Origin of the sequence: Metabacillus rhizosphaerae, from assembly GCF_037201795.1 — a bacterium.
Lineage (GTDB): Bacteria > Bacillota > Bacilli > Bacillales > Bacillaceae > Metabacillus > Metabacillus rhizosphaerae.
Map to the genome: position 1 here is coordinate 5,082,847 of NZ_CP147403.1, position 17,107 is coordinate 5,099,953.

Annotated in this window: 14 protein-coding genes; 7 read left to right on the forward strand and 7 right to left on the reverse strand. The window is 32.6% G+C overall.

The features are described from left to right. Positions 1 to 16 precede the first annotated feature (16 nt). On the forward strand, positions 17 to 1,237 hold the full coding sequence (locus WCV66_RS24220; RefSeq protein WP_338787172.1) for an MFS transporter: 1,221 nt from the start codon (positions 17 to 19) through the stop codon (positions 1,235 to 1,237). Between the two features lie 528 nt (positions 1,238 to 1,765). On the opposite strand, the gene WCV66_RS24225 is transcribed toward WCV66_RS24220, so the two are convergent. Then, on the reverse strand, positions 1,766 to 2,893 hold the full coding sequence (locus WCV66_RS24225; protein WP_338787173.1) for a 2-methylaconitate cis-trans isomerase PrpF family protein: 1,128 nt from the start codon (positions 2,891 to 2,893) through the stop codon (positions 1,766 to 1,768). 147 nt (positions 2,894 to 3,040) lie between these two features. Between WCV66_RS24225 and WCV66_RS24230 the strand changes: the two genes are divergently transcribed. Further along, on the forward strand, positions 3,041 to 3,904 hold the full coding sequence (locus tag WCV66_RS24230; RefSeq protein ID WP_066324314.1) for a LysR family transcriptional regulator: 864 nt from the start codon (positions 3,041 to 3,043) through the stop codon (positions 3,902 to 3,904). A 242-nt stretch (positions 3,905 to 4,146) separates the two neighbouring features. Continuing rightward, a complete protein-coding gene (locus WCV66_RS24235) occupies positions 4,147 to 5,457 on the forward strand; it encodes a citrate:proton symporter (RefSeq protein WP_338789545.1) in 1,311 nt (436 codons plus the stop codon). Between the two features lie 132 nt (positions 5,458 to 5,589). Here WCV66_RS24235 and yyaC read toward each other — a convergent pair whose 3' ends face one another. Then, the gene (gene yyaC / locus WCV66_RS24240) at positions 5,590 to 6,201 is read right to left on the reverse strand and encodes a spore protease YyaC (protein ID WP_338787174.1); all 612 of its coding nucleotides are present in this window, start codon (positions 6,199 to 6,201) and stop codon (positions 5,590 to 5,592) included. Positions 6,202 to 6,295: 94 nt separating this feature from the next. Next, complete coding sequence (locus WCV66_RS24245; protein ID WP_338787175.1) at positions 6,296 to 7,432, reverse strand: AbrB family transcriptional regulator; 1,137 nt, start codon at positions 7,430 to 7,432, stop codon at positions 6,296 to 6,298. 153 nt (positions 7,433 to 7,585) lie between these two features. Between WCV66_RS24245 and WCV66_RS24250 the strand changes: the two genes are divergently transcribed. Further along, on the forward strand, positions 7,586 to 8,449 hold the full coding sequence (locus tag WCV66_RS24250) for a LysR family transcriptional regulator (RefSeq protein WP_338787176.1): 864 nt from the start codon (positions 7,586 to 7,588) through the stop codon (positions 8,447 to 8,449). 148 nt (positions 8,450 to 8,597) lie between these two features. On the opposite strand, the gene WCV66_RS24255 is transcribed toward WCV66_RS24250, so the two are convergent. The 3 genes from WCV66_RS24255 to WCV66_RS24265 form a co-directional block, all read right to left on the reverse strand. Beyond that, positions 8,598 to 9,491, reverse strand: coding sequence for a carbohydrate ABC transporter permease (locus WCV66_RS24255; protein WP_066324296.1), 894 nt, complete (start codon positions 9,489 to 9,491; stop codon positions 8,598 to 8,600). Positions 9,492 to 9,506: 15 nt separating this feature from the next. Next, positions 9,507 to 10,361, reverse strand: a complete 855-nt coding sequence (locus WCV66_RS24260) for an ABC transporter permease (protein WP_338789546.1) — start codon at positions 10,359 to 10,361, stop codon at positions 9,507 to 9,509. Between the two features lie 149 nt (positions 10,362 to 10,510). Beyond that, positions 10,511 to 12,199 (reverse strand): extracellular solute-binding protein, encoded by a 1,689-nt coding sequence (locus tag WCV66_RS24265; RefSeq protein ID WP_338787177.1) that lies wholly within the window; start codon positions 12,197 to 12,199, stop codon positions 10,511 to 10,513. A gap of 196 nt (positions 12,200 to 12,395) precedes the next feature. Between WCV66_RS24265 and WCV66_RS24270 the strand changes: the two genes are divergently transcribed. The 3 genes from WCV66_RS24270 to WCV66_RS26930 all read left to right on the forward strand — a co-directional run bounded on the left by WCV66_RS24270 (position 12,396) and on the right by WCV66_RS26930 (position 16,344). Further along, the gene (locus tag WCV66_RS24270) at positions 12,396 to 13,952 is read left to right on the forward strand and encodes a response regulator transcription factor (protein ID WP_338787178.1); all 1,557 of its coding nucleotides are present in this window, start codon (positions 12,396 to 12,398) and stop codon (positions 13,950 to 13,952) included. Between the two features lies 1 nt (position 13,953). Beyond that, entirely contained in the window at positions 13,954 to 15,663 is a 1,710-nt protein-coding gene (locus WCV66_RS24275) for a sensor histidine kinase (RefSeq protein WP_338787179.1), read from the forward strand. Between the two features lie 483 nt (positions 15,664 to 16,146). Beyond that, complete coding sequence (locus WCV66_RS26930; RefSeq protein WP_413789610.1) at positions 16,147 to 16,344, forward strand: DDE-type integrase/transposase/recombinase; 198 nt, start codon at positions 16,147 to 16,149, stop codon at positions 16,342 to 16,344. 86 nt (positions 16,345 to 16,430) lie between these two features. On the opposite strand, the gene WCV66_RS24280 is transcribed toward WCV66_RS26930, so the two are convergent. After that, positions 16,431 to 17,078, reverse strand: a complete 648-nt coding sequence (locus WCV66_RS24280) for a GntR family transcriptional regulator (protein ID WP_338787180.1) — start codon at positions 17,076 to 17,078, stop codon at positions 16,431 to 16,433. Between the last annotated feature and the right edge of the window lie 29 nt (positions 17,079 to 17,107).

Here is a 17,107-nt window from a genome sequence, read left to right on the forward strand (position 1 = left end):
AGCGTAATCAAAAGGAATGATAACGTTGACTAAAAAGAAAAATTTTCTACTATTTATTTTGGCAATTAGTTGTGGTTCACTTGCTGCTAATATTTATTATGCACAACCAATTGTCCAATTCATTGCAACTGATCTGAACATCTCTTCTGATTTATCTGGATTGCTCACTACCTTGACACAAATTGGGTATGGATTGGGCCTATTTTTTATCGTACCAATGGCTGACCTATTTAAAAGTAAGAAAATAATAGGAATCCTTATCGGGCTTACTATTCTTTCATTAATTGGTACGCTAATTTCGACAAATGGAATTGTTTTTTTACTATTATCAATCATAATTGGCATTGGAGCCTGTGCGGCTCAAATGTTAGTTCCACTAACAATGAGGATTGTGCCCATTGAAGAGACAGGTAAATATGTAGGTAAAGTGATGAGTGGTTTATTGATTGGGATTATGATTGCTCGCCCATTATCTATCGGAATATCTGACTGGTTCGGCTGGAGAATGGTATTTCTTTTTTCATTAATAACGCTAGTTGCCGTATTACTGCTAATTATTAAATTTTTGCCCAACTATGAAGTAGTATCGACTAGTAACATGTCATATCCAAATTTATTAGCTTCTATGGTGAAGCTATTAATAAATACATCTCCTTTACAACAAAGAGCTTTTTATCACGCATGTCTATTTGCAACATTTAGTCTTTATTGGACAGTTATCCCAATTTTATTAAGGTCTGAGCCATTACATTTTTCAAATAATGAAATTGCATTAATTGGCTTTGTTGCAATAGCTGGAGCTTTATTAACTCCGACTATTGGTAAAATAGCAGATAAAGGTTATATTTTTGCAATGACTAATATATCAATGGCGCTCGTACTATTATCTATCTTACTATTATTTTTTGTTCAAGATCATTCACTATTTAGTGTGATTTTACTCCTTATCTCCGGCATTTGCATTGATATTGGTGTATCAGGAAATTTATTATTAGGACAAAAAGTTATCTTTGGTTTGAATCCCGAGATAAGAAACAGACTTAATGGATTATATATGACTATTTTCTTTTTGGGAGGAGCCTTTGGTTCATGGATTGGAAGTTATACTTACTATAAATTTAATAGTGAAGTAACTTTACTCATTGGAACAGCTTTGCCTTTAATCGCCTTATTAGTTCATTTAATAAAAAATAATACAATAAATTTATCAAAAACCAAAAGTAAATACATGTCCTAACTATTAATGTAATCCAAAAGTTAGAGTGAAAATCTAATTTTTGGGGTAGCATTAGCATTTTTTTCTACATCAGAAACAAATTAATCACTATCATATTGTGTAATTACAACAACATTATTCCCTCTTCCCAGTGGACTTTTATACTTAATAAAATATAAAGAAGCACCATGCTTATTTATAAATAACTCCTCGATTATTGAAAAGTAATCCAGCCTGTCCACCAGTGAACAGGCTGAATTACTTTATTAGTTCAGAAACTATAAACGTAAAAAATAATTTCATAATTAGGGTTTAAACATAACAAGGATCATTAAAATAAACTATCTCAGAAAGAATCTTGTCGCCTTTTATCTTCCTAAAAGCCTCCCTCGCCTCTTTTTCTGTATTAAATTCGTACATCTTCATATTTTCATTTAAAAAGATAGTAATTACCCACACAAATAGTTCCTCCATTTACAACCTAAATTTTTTTATAATTAAGAAATTAATTTATATTTTATCCAATTTCTTTTTACAAAATTATATTATTTAAGCTAATTTAGAGGTAAACTCATAATTTTTCTTTGTAAATGCATAACCTTCCAAAATCATACGGGCTGTACGTACTACCTTGATTGCATTAATACTTCCAGCTATTAACTCAACCTTGGTTTCCATGATCCCAGCAGGATGTCCTAACCTGACAACTTCTTGATTTACTTTTATAATATCGGATAAGATTGAATCTTTTAAAAATGCTCCTGCGGTGGTACAGATGGCACCTGTTATAGCAAGTGCTTGATGTGGTTTTTGCATGGACATCATTCTGATTGTGCAGTCCATATCTGAAGCTTTTCTTTCCACTCCTGTTACATCAATATAATCCATAGGAGGAGCAATAATTGTCATTTTAGGGACAGCAGGTGATTTTTTTGTTGCATCTTCTTTTGAAGATAATTGGCACATTTCGGCTGCAATTGATCTAATATTCTCTAGTTCTGTTAGCTTTTTTTGTGTAATTTCATGAGGTAGTTCAGTACCCGTAAGACCGACATCTTTGGCATTAACAAAAACTAATGGATTAGCAACATCGATAATTGAAACATTTATAGGGCCTTTAGGTGATTGAATGACATCAATAGAGTTTCCAGTTGGAAATAGTTTTCCTGTTACAGCACCTTCAGCATTAGTGAATGAAAGATAGATAGGAGAACCTGTTCCTGGTACTCCAGGGATTGAACACATACCTTCAGTTTTAACTTGGCCATTTTCAACTTCTACCTCAGCAATAATGATCTTTTGAGTATTTGTATTAAATATTCTAACTGTTGTAATAGGCTCAATTGCTGGTACTAAGCCTTGTTCAATTGCATAGGGACCTACCGCAGAAGAAATATTTCCGCAGTTTCCTTTGAAATCAACTAATTGATTTTCAATACTTATTTGGGAAAATGTGTATTCAATATCAATCTCTTCTAGTTCTGACTTTTTGATAATTGCAGCTTTACTAGTTAATGAATTTGCCCCACCAAGGCCGTCAATTTGTCTATGGTCTGGACTTCCCATAATATCCAATAAAAATTCATCCCAAAGCAAACGATCAGTCGGCATATCTTCAAAATTAATAAACACCGCTTTACTAGTTCCTCCACGCATAACAACAACAGGTACTCTCATCCAAATTACCACCTTTTCTTATTCACTTTTTAAAAAGTACCGGTGCTTTTAAAATTATAGTATGATATGTGTTATCATAAGTAAAATAGATATTTTATTAAAAAAATACAAAAAAAAACTTATAATCAGTTGATGGAGATGAACATTATGGATGAAAAAGATTGGAATGCGATCCGAATTTTATATCAAGAGAAAAATATTAGCCGTGCATCAGAACGTTTATATATTTCACAACCTGCATTGACTTACAGACTTAAAAATTTAGAAAAGGAGTTTGGGACTAGATTATTTTTTAAAATAAAAGGGGGCATTGAGTTTACTTCTGAAGGCATACATTTAGTTGAGTATTCCGAAGAAATGATAAATAAGTTACAAAAAACGAAAGACTATATGATTAATATGCAAAATGAGGTAAAAGGAACTTTAAGGTTAGGAGTTTCAAGTAACTTTGCTCAATATAAGCTACCCAAGATATTAAAAAAATTTTCAACTAAATTCCCCAATGTACAATTTAATATAAATACAGGGTGGAGTACTGATATTATAAACCTTCTTAATTCTGCTACTGTGCAATTAGGAATTTTACGTGGAAATTATGAATGGTATGGAAAAAAAGTATTATTACATAAAGAAAGACTTTGTTTGATTTCTAAAAAAGAAATAGACATGGAAAATTTACGTGAATTGCCATTTATTAATTACAAAACGGATAGTTCTCTAAAAGCTCTAATTACCGGTTGGTGGCATGACAGATTTTCCGAACCGCCATTTGTTATGATGGAAACAGACAGACTAGAAACATGTAAAGAAATGGTCAAAAATGATTTAGGTATTGCCATTGTACCTGAAATTTGTCTTCAACCTTCAGATAATCTTCAAATACATGAATTATTTTATAACAATGGAGAACCAGTATTTAGATATACATGGTTAATGTATAATCAAGATTCATTAAAGCTATCGATTGTAAAAAATTTCATAGATTTTTTGAATGAAAATCCAAATATTTAATAAAAATTTCTTTATTTAAAAAGGAATTTAAAGTAATTCCCTTATCTATCATCTTGATTATAAGTTTTTTTTTAGAAAAATCTCAAAAAATATATATTTTACTTATTAATCCACGTATTATATTCTAAAAACACGAAATATTCTTAAATTCTAATCTAGGGATGTAGTAAATCAAAACTCTATTTCTGGAATATTTCCAATATGTTTTGTAAGCGATTTCTTTATTTTAGGAGGGGATTAATATTCTTACTTTTTTAGGAATTTCAATGGTTGTCGTTTTTACTTATTTGATCATGGCAAAAAAATTATCTCCTGTTACAGCTCTTGTTATTGTGCCAATAATATTTGCAGTAATTGGTGGGTTTGGCTTAGAGCTCGGGGGTATGATGCTAGATGGCTTAAAAGAAGTTGCTCCTTCAGCTGCCTTATTATTGTTTGCTATTTTATTTTTTGGAATTTTAATCGATGCAGGCTTATTTGACCCACTAATTAATAAAATGATGAAATTCGTTAAAGGAGATCCCGTTAAAATTGCTATTGGAACCGCAATAATCGCTATGACCGTTGCATTAGATGGCGATGGAACGACAACTCATATGATTACTATTTCTGCTATGTTGGCACTATATCTTCGAATTGGTATGAACCCACTCGTTCTTGCAACAATTTCTTTACTTTCTGTCAGCATAATGAGTGGTATGACTCCTTGGGGAGGACCAGCTACAAGAGCCATTGCCTCTTTAGGTCTTGATGCTAATGAGTTTTTCCTCCCACTTATACCAACAATGTTATCAGGAATGGGATGTATTCTTTTTATAGCTTTTGTTCTTGGAAAAAAGGAAAGAGCAAGAATTGGTGTTATTAATGTCGAGGAAATTCCACATCAATCATTAAAATTGAGCGAGGTTGCTGCCACTTTTGCCCTGCAAGATGATATTAAACGCCCTAAATTAAGATGGATAAACTTCATTTTAACAGTAACGATTATGGTGGTTTTAGTCATGGGGTTAATTTCCGCTCCAATCCTATTTCTAATTGGATTTGTACTCGCTGCTATGATTAACTATCCAAATTTAGAAGAGCAAAAGGAACGTATTTTATCACATGCAGGAAATGCTTTAACTGTTGTCATATTAGTGTTTGCCGCTGGTATCTTCTCAGGAATTTTTTCCGGAACAAAAATGGTAGACGCAATTTCAAATGCATTAGTATCGATCATTCCAGAATCTGTAGGTTCCTTTTTTCCTCTTGTCGTGGCACTAACTAGCATGCCATTTACTTTCGTTTTATCCAACGACGCTTATTACTTTGGAGTTTTGCCAATTCTAGCTGAAGCAGGAGCAGCTTATGGGGTAAGTCCTTTAGAAATTGCAAGAGCTTCAATATTAGGGCAACCTGTACATTTTCTAAGTCCTCTTGTTGCATCTACTCTTTTACTAGTAGGAATGGTTAAAACAGACATCGGGGAATTTCAGCGCTATGCGTTTAAATGGACTCTACTTTGTTCGTTAGTCATTATTGCTGTTGCTTTTTTAACAAGTTCTATCAGCTAACCTTTATTCCTTTGTGATTTTTCAACTTAAATTCCGATAATAAAGCTGAGCCATTCAAATTCAGTTACGAACCTGAATTGGATGGCTCTTTTTTAATAATCTATACATTAAATAATTATCATTAGAATTAGTCTAACTCTCTTTTCCCTCTGAGATATTGTCATATACCTTTATTTTAGTAACCACTTTCACAATCGTTTTTGCAAGATTCATTACAGTATACAATCTTGTATCATTTAAAAATTGTGAAGTTGGCAAAGGATCTATATAATTAACAAATCCCACGAAGTGGTAATCCCCTACTTCTGGGAGCATCTTTTCAAGTGCTTTTCCAGGAGTTAATGGTCCCTCTTTAAACATTACATAGCCCACTTGATTTTTATCACCAATGGATGCATCAATACTAAAAATAAGAGGCTTTTTAAATTGTTTATTGATTTCCTTTAATATCCCTTTTAAATTAAATGCATGTACGGGCTCTTCTAATGTTCCATAAACACGAAAAGGAACTTGACTATCTTTAAGCATCGTTCCTACTAATGGTCCTAATGAATCACCAACATATCGATCAGAACCTATACATAAAAAGACAATATCTTTATCCTCTCGTGATGAATTCTGAATAATTTCTTTCATTTTAAGTGCTAATACTTCAATATCTTTTTCTTCTGTAATTCCATTAGATTTCAAATTATATGAATATTTTTCTAGATTCTTTTGTTCTTTTTTATAATAATAAGACACACTATTATCACCCTTAATGTTATTTTTTCCGTAAACTATAAATAAAGTTATTAAAATAATTATAACGTTTAATAAAAAAATAAAACAATACTAACTATGCAGATAGATGAGAATGAGATTTCTTCTTGACCTCCCAATATCTTAAAAATCTAAATAGAGGAGGAAGAGTAATGCATACAGTGACGACCCTGAGCACTTGTACTGCTATGACAAATGTAGCATCACCATTAAGAACAAGAGCAGTTGTTGTCATCTCTGCAATTCCACCTGGTGCAAAAGCTAAACCTGCAGTCAGAAATGTTATATCCGTTACAATCGATACAAAATAAGCGCATATAAATACAGAAACAATTAAGCCTATTGTACTCAAAAATGAAATTATTAAAGTTCTATTTAACCCTATAAACATATTTTTATGAAAACGCGAGCCGATGCTTGCACCAATAAAAATTTGTGATACGATCATTAAACTTTGCGGCCACCAAGCTATAAGTTCATATCCAAAAAGTTCTGAGCCAAAAGATTTGACAATAGCAACACTAACCATACTACCAATCAACCATGGAGCTGGAAACTTCAAAAATTCCCCTATATAATATCCACTCCACGCTATACATACCAACAAAATTGTAAAAGCAAGCTGTTCGATTCCAAATTTTGTTAATTCCGTTGAGATAGTATAGTTGTTTGCATTAGCCTCAGAATGACTATTCAAGAAAGATATAATTAGAGGAATAGTTAGGATAACTAAAAATACACGCATAGCCTGAATAATACAAAAAACACCAGTGTTAGCACCCACCTCTTCTGCAATGCCAGGGATTGAGGAAAGGCCCCCAGGTGCAGTAGCAAAAAAACTTGTTAACATATCCAAATTGCTGTATTTCCATAAAACAAAACCTGAAAGTAAAGAAATAAAAATAGATAAAAGTAGCATTATGGTAATAGTTGACCAATTTTCATGAAAAATGTATAGAACAGAACTATTCACTTTCCGTCCTAATTCAATCCCTAAGATACACTGTCCAATATATAACCAATATTTTGGAATACCCTTTTGATTACGAGGTAATTGTAATAAATTCGGACGTAAAATTGAAAGAAAAGTTGCCATGAGGAGTGTCCCGATCATCCATCCAATAGGGAGACCAGTTAAAGAGAGAAATAATCCACCTACTCCGCTTACTGTTACAAACAACCCAAACTGAATAAAATCCCTATTTTTTTTCATTCCGAATCCTTCTTTCGATATTTTACTTAGGTGAAGTATTTTGTAACCTTTTCTTGATAAATCAAATATAGTATACTTTTAGAAATAATTAAAATATTGATTTATTATAATTATCCATAAATAATCTTGATAGTAGAAATGGAGGTTATTAGTTTGGATGAACGAGATTGGATGGTTTTGCAAACCCTCTATAAAGAAAAAAATATTACAAAGGCTGCTCAACTTTTGTATATTTCTCAACCGGCTTTGACAAACCGATTAAACCAATTAGAAAAGGAATTTGGCGTAATTATCGTAAATAGAGGAAGGCGTGGAGTTCAATTTACTCCACAAGGAGAGTATTTAGCCAAAAGTGCACAAGAAATGTTATTAACCATACAAAAAATTAAGGAAAATGTCCTTAATATGGAGGATAGAGTTGTAGGTACACTAAGATTGGGTGTTTCTAACTTTTTTACTGATTACATGCTTCCCAACCTATTAAAGCTATTCAAAGATCAGTATCCTAATATTGAATTTAAGGTAACGACAAACTTTAGCAGTCACATTGCTCAGTTAATTTACAATCAAAATGTCCATATTGGAATAGTTAAAGGGGACTTTATTTGGAAAGATCATAAACATTTATTATTTGAAGAATCCATTTGCATAGCTTCTAAAGAAAAAATAGACATACATGACCTTCCTAACTTGCCAAGAATTGATTATCATACAGACACGTCATTGAAGAATTCCATAGATAAGTGGTGGTCTGAAAATTTCACCCAACCCCCACTTGTCAGCATAGAAGTAGATAAAGCAGACACTTGTAAAAAAATGGTCATAAATGGATTAGGCTATGCTATTTTACCTAGTTTGATATTAAAGGATGTAAATGATATACATATAGCTGATATTAAATCAATTGATGGGAAACCTATTGTTCGTAAGACATGGATGATTTATCACGAGGATTCATTAAAATTAAACATTGTTAAGGCATTTGTTGATTTTATTGAAAATGAATATAAAGTGTAGCAATTAGTCGTAACAGATAATAGTCTAACGCAGCATTATCAATCAAACAAAAGCATCTGCAAATTGAAGCAGATGCTCTTATTGTTTTATGAAATTTTTTCTTTAGAATAGTATGCAGCAGATTGCCCCAATCTCTAACTACAGGTCACTATTCCTTTACGGAACCAACCACAATACCTGTAATAAAATATTTCTGTAATATTGGATAGATTAGTAATAATGGAATAGTAGAAATGACGATTTTTGCAGCGTTTAAATTTCTATTTGAAACTTCCATTATATTTTCCAATTGACTTGAGTTTGCCCCTGCTTTTAATATATCTTGAATATCAATTGATAATGACTGAATATAAGTCATGATAGGGTAATTGCTAACCTTCGTCATGTAAATTAATCCTGAAAAGAAGTCATTCCAGTTTCCAACAATACTAAATAATGCAACCGTTGCTAGGGCTGGTAAGGAGATAGGAATATAAACCTTTATTAATATTTGCCATGGGTTAGCGCCGTCCATAATAGCTGCTTCTTCTAACGATTTGGGTACACCTATGAAGAAATTCATTACTAAAATAATGCTAAAAATTTGGACTGCTCCGGGTAATACCAGGGACCATATTGTATTTAGGAGATCTAAGTTTTTCACGACTAAATAAGTAGGAATCATGCCGCCATTAAACAACATCGCAAAAATAATAAGATTCATATATATATTTCTACCTCTAAAATTTCGTTTCGATTTAGAAAGTGGATATGCCATTAAGACAATTAATATCATATTAATAATAAGTGAAAGAATCACTCGTTGAATAGATATAGAAAATGAGCGCCAAAATTGTCCATCCTGCATGATCATCGTATATGCTTTTGTTGTAAAATTTATCGGTGTTAAACCTACGGCATTTGCCGCAACCGCCTCACTACTACTAAAAGAAATAGCAACAATATTCCACAATGGCAGGAGACAGATTAGCCCTAATAATATGACGATTGCATAGATGATTACTTTTCCTAATCGCGCGGAAAATGTTTTATTCTGTACCACAATCCCTCTACCTCCTTAGAATAACTTTCGATCTGTGTATTTTTTAGCAGCATTGTTTGCTGATAATATTAAAACTAATCCTATTAATGATTTAAATAAACCAACTGCTGTACCAAAGCTATATTCACGGCCAATTAACCCGATTCGATATACATAGGTATCCAGAATGTCTCCTGTCTCATAAACCATCGGTGAATACAGGTTATATATTTGATCAAAACCAGCATTCAAGATATTAGGAAGACTTAGAATAGCCAATAGAAGGATTATAGGCAACATGCCAGGAAGTGTAATGTGCCAAACTCTTTTCCACCAATTGGCTCCATCAATCCCTGCTGCTTCATGAAGCCCTGGGTCTATTGCAGTTATTGCAGCTAAGTATACAATGGAATTAAATCCAAATTCCTTCCAAACATCTGTACCAATTATTAATGGTTGAAATAGCTTATTACTTCCAAGAAAGTTCAGCTTTTCAAACCCCAAAAAAGTTAAAATTTGATTCACAGTTCCATCAAGATTAAACATATTTAACACAACAGATGCCAATACAACCCATGATAAAAAATGAGGTAAATATACAACGGTTTGAATTGATTTTTTTAACAGTTTAATCCTAACTTCGTTTAATAAAATTGAGAATACAATTGCCATTAAAGTTCCTAAGACTATTTTTCCAAGTGCGATTACAATTGTATTTGAAAATATTTGCCCGATATCAGGTAATGAGAACATATAAGTAAAATGATCAAATCCAACAAATTCAGAACCTAACAATCCTTTTGCTGGAATATAATCTTGAAAAGCCATGATGATCCCAAACATTGGGATATAACTAAAAATGAATAGAAAGATCATCCCGGGCAACAGCATAAGGTGATACGAGGCTTCAATTTTAGTCAATTTTCTTCCTTTTATCTTCTTTTGATAGATAGGCTCTATCCTTGTATTTGCATGCTCTATCGGTTTCATAATGATTTTCCCTCCTTATAGAATAAGGACTGCAAAGCAGCCCTTATTCCTTATTCATTACTCCTATCAGCATTTATTGCTTCGATTTCAGCGATGATTTCATCTCCGCCTTGACTTTTCCAATTTGATACAAAGGTATCAAAATATTCAAGAGGCTCAGCACCTGTTACAATTTTAATGAAGTCTTCTTCTTCTAATTTAAGCAGGTTCGCACCTTTTTTCTCTAATGTCTCCGTATTTCCGAAGTACACTGGATTTACCCAATTGAATTTATCCTCTTTTGTAAGTTTATCGATCAAACCCATACCTTTCACTCTAGAGTGATATTTTGACCAATCTGCCGTATCAGCATCACTAGGATTTTCGGTATATTTTTTAATACTAGTTGCTGCATCTCTTGCTTCAGATGAAGCGATTTCTCCCATCTCAATTTCACCGTTTACTGCACCCATTATAGTTGAATAGTCAAATAACAAATTATCTGATTTTAACACTTCGATATTAAACGGTCTCGTTGACCCATCAACACCAAGTTCTTTGTATTCTGCAACTTCTGGATAATCAGTTTCTAAGTCTTTTGAATTTGCTAGCTCGTCATAGAAGAGATTCAAAATCTCAATCGCTAATTCTGGATGTTCATAGTCTTTTCTGACAACGATAAAAGCACCAGTTGGGTTCGTGTGAGCAACGTTTACTTTTCCATTTTCATCTTCTAATGAATAAGCTTCGAAATCTGCATTCTTATCCATTTCTCTTACAGTTGATAATCCCCAGTCCGGAATATGCCATGGACCAGTAACTATACCTGTTTGTCCATTTGTTACAAGAGCCATTATGTCATCCCATGTTCTAGTTCCAAACTGTGGATCAAGGATCCCTTCCTTATACCAATCAGACAAGACACCTAGTGCTTGCTTAGTTCCCTCTGTTATTGAACCATTCGTAATATTTCCATTTTCATCTTCTAGCCAAAATCGAGGATAAGCATTAAAGATTCCAGCAATTGATGTCATATTAAGTGCAGAGCCTCCATAACTTCCGGAATTTAACCAGTAAGCCATAGGGATTCCGATTGGATTGCCCGTTTCCCCAGGATCATTTTCTATGAAAGCCTTCGCAGTTTTTTCTAGTTCATCTAATGTGATGCTACGATCACCATCACTATCAATTTCTAATCCTAACTTTTCCGTCCAGTCTTTTCTAATCCAAATCATATTAGGAGCTTCATCCCCTATTGTTGCTGGAAGTGCCATTAGTCGTTCGTCGAATGATGCATCTTCTAAACTTCGTCCATCATAAGAATCATATATATCTTTAATGTAATCGCTTGCATTTTCGTTATAAACATCCGTCAAATCTGCTATTAAGTCATTCTCAACTAACTCTTTCAATTCTTCTCTTGAATCGACTCGCATCATATCAGGTAGTTCTCCAGAAGAGATAGCAAGTGCAACCTGTCTCGTATAATCTTCTCCTTCACCTTCAAATGCATTTTCTATTTTCACACCTAATTTCTCTTCTACTAGACGGGTATAGGCATTATCTTCATAAGTATCACCTTCAGGTAATTTTGAATTAGCTGAAGTTACTCGCCCCATTTTAATGATTTTTTCTCCATTTTCTGATGCAGAATCCGCTGCATTGGATGGCTCTTTTTCTACACATGCCACTAAAGAAAATGTCATAATAGATGCCATAGATAGCATGGTAATCCTCTTAAATAATGAGTTGCGCTTCATTGTTCTCCCCCTCGTATATCTCCTTTTTGTTTATGCCATGTCATTGGCACACTTTTAGTTTAATTGTTTTAGCGTTCTTCAAAAATATTAAATAAACCGTTTTCATGTACTTTTTTCCGGAACATTTATCTCTAATTGTTTTTAAAAAAACCTTAAATGATATAATGAACAAATATTATATCTTGGAGGCAAAAATATGTATCGAATCTTAATTGTAGATGACGAAAAAGACGAACGAAACGTCATTCGTTTTCTTCTAAATAAATACCGTTTTCAACTTGATATAATTGAAGCAAACAATGGAAAAGAGGCTCTTATTCAGTTAGAAAAACAGCCTATAAATATTTTATTTACAGATATTAAAATGCCCTTTATAGATGGGATTGAGTTGGCTACAAAAGCGAGAGAACTTTATCCAACTATTCAAACGATCTTTTTTAGTGGTCATGATGATTTTAACTTTATTAAAAAAGCTCTTTCATTAAGAGCTGTTGATTATATTTTGAAACCAGTAAAACCTGATGAATTTCAACAAACACTTTGTTCCGTCATACAAAATATTAAAACTCAGGAGAAAGAACGAGCACAAATAGAAGCAAATACTGAGCTTCTTAAAACTCATATTCTCAATCGTCTTATAAATAAGACTCCTTTGGAAAAGCTTAAAAATGAATACCCTTCCATAAATTTCGCCTATTTAAATGAATATTCTCAAATGATTTTAATGCAGTTTGATGAACCTTTTTTCGATCGACTTCCTAAGGAAAAAGACACTCTTTTCTTTTACCAACAAATCGAGGAAGCTATTCCAAACTTTTCTTGCGACTTTATTGATCTTAATCCTTTTCAGATTATATTGTTACTAAAGAAAAATTGGGATAACTCATTACACACTAAACAGATTGCAACCAGAATACAAAAAAAAATCCACTTAGAATATCGTATAAACTGTTTTATTTCAATAAGTAATGAAATCTCAGCTCCATATGAAATGCCTAGATTATACGAGGAGATGGAAAAGTATATAGAGGACCACTTTTTCTATTCTGACACCTATGCATATTCAAAAGAAGCAACATCAATCGAAAGTAAAAACTACCCTGAAACAGATGATGACCTACTACAGGCCATACAAAATGCCATTAAATTTGCAGATACCGTTAGTTTTAGACAAAATATGAATTCTTTGTTCGAAAAGTACCGTTCAAATCTAGAAATATCCCATGTATATGTGCGATTTTTATTTTCAAAACTATTCCAGCTGCTTTGTCATGATCTACCCTTATATGATAAAAGAACAATTAATAAAACAATGGAGGCTATATATTCCTGTCATCATTTTTCTGATATAGAAGAAATTTTGATTTCGGTTCAAAATGAAATCACAAAAAGATTAGAGGAAGAAAAAAAATCTCCAAAACATGTTATCCAAATCGTAAAACAATATATACACGAACATTATCAAGAAGACTTATCTTTGAATTTATTATCTGAACAAGTGTACTTATCACCTGGATATTTAAGTGAAATATTCATCCAAGAAACAGGTTGCGGAATCAATAAATATATTAAAAATCTAAGGATGGAAATAGCAAAAGATCTCCTCCATAGTACAAATATGAAAGTGAATGATATATGTCATAATGTAGGCTATCAAAATCTTTCATATTTCGTTCGTAGTTTTCGTGAACATTTCGGAGCAAGTCCAGAAAAATACCGGCAAATGGAAAGAAAAATGAAAGAGAATTCTTAATATGAACAAAATTAAAATCTGGTTTAAGAATTTAAAATTCAGAAATAAAATTTTATTTATCTGTTTACTAGCAGGTCTACTCCCAGTCATTACATTGGGAAGTTTTTGGTATAATCAGATTCAACACTTATTTATTACACGCGAAAATGAAGTGTTAGATGAATCTCTTAATCAAGCAATCTCCAGTCTTGATTATAAAGTAAATACTTATTTTGATGCTATGAATCATATAGTTTGGAATGAAGATGTAAAAAGAGGAGTTACATCTCATTATGACAATAATTATGAAATGTTTTTATTCTATCACTATACACTAGATCCTCTATTAAACACTTCGAAATTTTTACAAACGGATATCAATAGAATTACGATATATAGTAATAATAAAATGCATTCACACGGTGAGAGCCTTCGTCCTTTATCAGATATTGAACAATACAGTTGGTTTGAAAGTATTTCGAAAGCGACCACACCAAAACTAATTGTATCAGCTAAAGAGGAGACATTCGAGGTTGCGAGCCAATTATTTGATCGTCATCATAATACGACTAATATCGTTTACATGGATATCGATTATGAAAATGTGTTTGAATCAATGTCCACCTTATATGAAAACAACTATGGACTAATTATTCTTGATGAAAATGATCTGCCTGTGTTCCAAATAAACAAATTTTCAGAAAAGAATAAGTCTTTTGCGCTAACAGAAAACGAATTGCTAAAACAATTAAGCGAAAATTCCTTAGAAGAACAGTACATATATAAGAAAGCTGAACTTACACCCTATAACTGGACAGCATATCTATATCGTCCGATAGGTACAGTCTCTGCCTCTTCTTATGAACTTGAACTCACATTTTTTATTGTCGTTCTTTCTTCAATCCTAATCTTGTTTTTATCAATCTATTTTCTTTCAAAAGTGGTAGTCCGGCCGTTAATCATGCTATCAAAAAATATGGAACAGATTGAAAAAGGGGAATTGGTCGTAACTGTAACAAACACTGCCTCTGACGAAATCGGTAACTTAATTCAAAAATTTGGAAATATGGTTCATAAATTACAAACCATGATTAATGAAGTTTATAAAAGTAAAATCGCTCGTCAAGAATATGAGATGAAAGCATTACAAGCTCAAATTAATCCTCACTTTTTCTATAACAGTCTATCGCTGATCAACAGCAAGGCAATTATGGCTGATCAAGAGGATATTAGTCAAATGGCTCAATACCTTTCATCGTTTTACCGTACGACGTTGAATCAAGGAAAAAGTATCATCTCAGTCAAAGATGAACTCGAAAATACAACTTCTTATATTCAAATTCAACGAATGATGCATTCCTATTCATTTGAAGTTCATTGTGAAGTAGAGAAAGATATCCTTGATTACACGATGATTAATCTTCTTTTACAGCCGTTAGTAGAAAATGCCATAAATCATGGGATTGATCACAAAGAAACACCCGGTAAAGGAGTTTTAACGATATCAGGCAAACAAAATGAGGATAACTTGATTTTCACAGTATCTGATAATGGTTGTGGAATAGTCCCTGAAAAGCTAAAAACAATTTTAACAAATAAAACAGAAGGATATGGAGTACGGAATGTCCACGACCGCGTACAACTTTCTTACGGTCAAAAGTTTGGTTTAGCTTATCAAAGCGAAATAAATGTAGGAACAACAGTAACCCTCACCATTCCTAAAAGACGGTAAGAATTATTGATTAGATGCCTTGCTATATTTTTTCAGTTTGTAAAAAGGACCTCTCACTTTAATTTAGTGTGACCAGTAAAATGGGATACCGTAAAAACACCCCTGAGTCGTATTAGTTATCTAAACGATTTTGGAGGTGTTTTTCTTTTTTATGGGCACAAGAGTTCACTACCACGAAAAAAAAGTGGAAGAAAAGTATACAAGAACTATTAAAATCCCCCTTGAAGAAGTAGTTGTTCTCCTTCGAGAAGAGAGTCATTTTCATTATGGTTTATAAGAAGATCAAGGCTCTTCTAAAACGAAAAAATTGAATAGATGTCTATCGAAAAAACATTTCAAATGATCATGCAGGAATATCAAGTGCAGTGTCAAATTAAAGTCAAAGAACTTGTGGTAAAGAACATCCTAAATAGAGAATTCACAGCAACAAAACCTAATGAAAAATGGGTAACTGACATCACCTATTTACCATATGGATCATAGATGTTGTATTTATCAACGATCATAGACCTTTATTATAACGAGATTGTGACCTATAAAGTGAGCGAGAGTCAGGATATAGATCTGGTTAAAGATACACTTTGTGAAGCTGTAGAGAAAAGAAAACCAAAAGAAGGGATACTGATTCATACTGATCAATGTTCTGTGTATACATCTTATGCTTTTTTAAAATTCAGCTAAAGAAAAAGCATCATCACAAGCATGTCCCGAAAAGGAATCTACCATGATAATGCCAACTGAGTCAGTTATTTGTTGCATTAATAGATTTATAATGAAACGGAATTAATGATTCTTTCTCGACTTTTTGATAAAGTTTCTTTACAAATTTGCTTAACTCTAGAATAATTTTCCGAACAAATAGCTTCATAAATTAATTTATTCATTTGATTAGCAGAATAATGCTTTTGGTTAGGGGTCAATTTCCAATTAACCATAGCCATTCGTACAAATTTATCTTTCAAGGAATCCATGAAGTCCAACATTGTATTATTGTTAGCAGATGCAATCATACAACGAGTAAAAAGAATGTAGTTTTGAATATATTCATAGTAATCCATATTATTTTCTGCTTCAAATTGCAGGTCTAAATACATTCTCAATTCCTCAAGATCGAAGCGGTTGCCCCTCTCCGCTACTTCATCTACAGAAAACTCTTGTAAAAGTAAGATTACTTGCGAAATGTCTAACATTTCTTTCATTGAAATCTCTTTCACTATAATTCCACGATTTTTAATTGTTGCGACAAATCCCTCTGACTCTAAACGGGAGATTGCAACTCTAATTGGAGTGCGACTCATGTTTAATTCTTTTGCTAATCCATTTTCCGATAGAAACTGTCCTGGCATATAAGTTGCATTAATTAAATTTTCGCGAATTTTCTTATAAGCTATGTCAACCAGTGAGTGTTGGGTCATTTTTACAATTCCTTTCAAACAGAATTACA

Excerpts from the sequence above, each read along its gene's own strand:
- WCV66_RS24265 (WP_338787177.1), bottom strand. The coding sequence starts at position 12,199 with ATGAAGCGCAACTCATTATTTAAGAGGATTACCATGCTATCTATGGCA.
- WCV66_RS24280 (WP_338787180.1), bottom strand. The coding sequence starts at position 17,078 with ATGACCCAACACTCACTGGTTGACATAGCTTATAAGAAAATTCGCGAA.
- WCV66_RS24270 (WP_338787178.1), top strand. The coding sequence starts at position 12,396 with ATGTATCGAATCTTAATTGTAGATGACGAAAAAGACGAACGAAACGTC.
- WCV66_RS24275 (WP_338787179.1), top strand. The coding sequence starts at position 13,954 with ATGAACAAAATTAAAATCTGGTTTAAGAATTTAAAATTCAGAAATAAA.
- WCV66_RS24260 (WP_338789546.1), bottom strand. The coding sequence starts at position 10,361 with ATGCTGTTGCCCGGGATGATCTTTCTATTCATTTTTAGTTATATCCCA.
- WCV66_RS26930 (WP_413789610.1), top strand. The coding sequence starts at position 16,147 with ATGTTGTATTTATCAACGATCATAGACCTTTATTATAACGAGATTGTG.
- WCV66_RS24220 (WP_338787172.1), top strand. The coding sequence starts at position 17 with ATGATAACGTTGACTAAAAAGAAAAATTTTCTACTATTTATTTTGGCA.
- WCV66_RS24230 (WP_066324314.1), top strand. The coding sequence starts at position 3,041 with ATGGATGAAAAAGATTGGAATGCGATCCGAATTTTATATCAAGAGAAA.
- WCV66_RS24245 (WP_338787175.1), bottom strand. The coding sequence starts at position 7,432 with ATGAAAAAAAATAGGGATTTTATTCAGTTTGGGTTGTTTGTAACAGTA.
- WCV66_RS24225 (WP_338787173.1), bottom strand. The coding sequence starts at position 2,893 with ATGAGAGTACCTGTTGTTGTTATGCGTGGAGGAACTAGTAAAGCGGTG.